The following is a 1105-nucleotide window of genomic DNA, read 5'->3' on the forward strand; positions in this document are numbered from 1 at the left end:
GTCCAGTTCGTCCTGCAGACCGGTACCGTCTTCAACGGTGATAACGCCTTCTTTACCGACTTTGTCCATCGCTTCTGCGATCAGTTTACCTACGGTTTCGTCGGAGTTAGCGGAGATGGTACCAACCTGAGCAATCGCTTTAGAGTCAGAGCACGGTACGGACAGCGCTTTCAGTTCTTCAACTGCAGCGGTAACCGCTTTGTCGATACCACGTTTCAGGTCCATCGGGTTCATGCCCGCAGCAACAGCTTTCAGACCTTCAGTGATGATAGCCTGAGCCAGTACGGTTGCAGTGGTGGTACCGTCGCCTGCAGCGTCGTTTGCTTTAGAGGCAACTTCTTTCACCATCTGCGCACCCATATTTTCGAACTTGTCTTCCAGTTCGATTTCACGAGCAACGGAAACACCATCTTTGGTGATGGTCGGTGCACCGAAAGATTTATCCAGAACTACGTTACGGCCTTTTGGACCGAGGGTAACTTTCACTGCATCTGCCAGTACGTTTACGCCGCGCAGCATTTTCACACGAGCGTCGTTACGGAATTTTGCGTCTTTAGCTGCCATTATCTTTATACCTTAAATTCGTATGTTCAGTGTCGTGCGAGGGTTGCGCTTCGACAATTGCCAGAATGTCGCTTTCGGACATGATCAACACTTCTTCATTGTCGATCTTCTCAGATTTCACACCGTAGCCATCGTTGAAAATAACGATGTCGCCAACTTTCACATCCAGCGGCTTCACTTCGCCATTTTCAAGGATACGGCCATTGCCGACAGCCAGCACTTCGCCGCGGGTGGATTTAGCCGCTGCAGAGCCGGTCAGAACGATGCCGCCAGCAGATTTAGTTTCAACTTCTTTACGCTTGACGATCACGCGATCATGCAATGGACGAATATTCATTGATAACTCTCCTTTGAGAAAGTCCGTATCTGTTATGGGTGACGCCGGAGCTTACGTGGTTTCCCGGCTGGTGACCAGAGAAATGGGGATGAGGATTCGCCCCTTCAAGGGGGAAAAAGAAAAAAAATTCTGATCAGCACAAAATCGGGTGAAAACCCTGATTCACCTCACATTTCATCGCAATTTCTTCATCGCCGTCATAAG

At 49.5% G+C, this 1105-nt stretch carries 2 protein-coding genes; both read right to left on the reverse strand.

The features are described 5' to 3' along the window. Positions 1–564 (reverse strand): TCP-1/cpn60 chaperonin family protein (locus R7Z41_RS24225; RefSeq protein WP_318141667.1); only part of this gene is annotated, 564 nt, incomplete at its 3' end. Then, the gene (locus R7Z41_RS24230) at positions 554–901 is read right to left on the reverse strand and encodes a co-chaperone GroES (protein ID WP_318141668.1); all 348 of its coding nucleotides are present in this window, start codon (positions 899–901) and stop codon (positions 554–556) included. The genes R7Z41_RS24225 and R7Z41_RS24230, both read right to left, overlap by 11 nt. Positions 902–1105 lie beyond the last annotated feature (204 nt).

Source organism: Vibrio sp. 1457 (assembly GCF_033340195.1).
In the GTDB taxonomy this organism is placed as follows: domain Bacteria; phylum Pseudomonadota; class Gammaproteobacteria; order Enterobacterales; family Vibrionaceae; genus Vibrio; species Vibrio alginolyticus.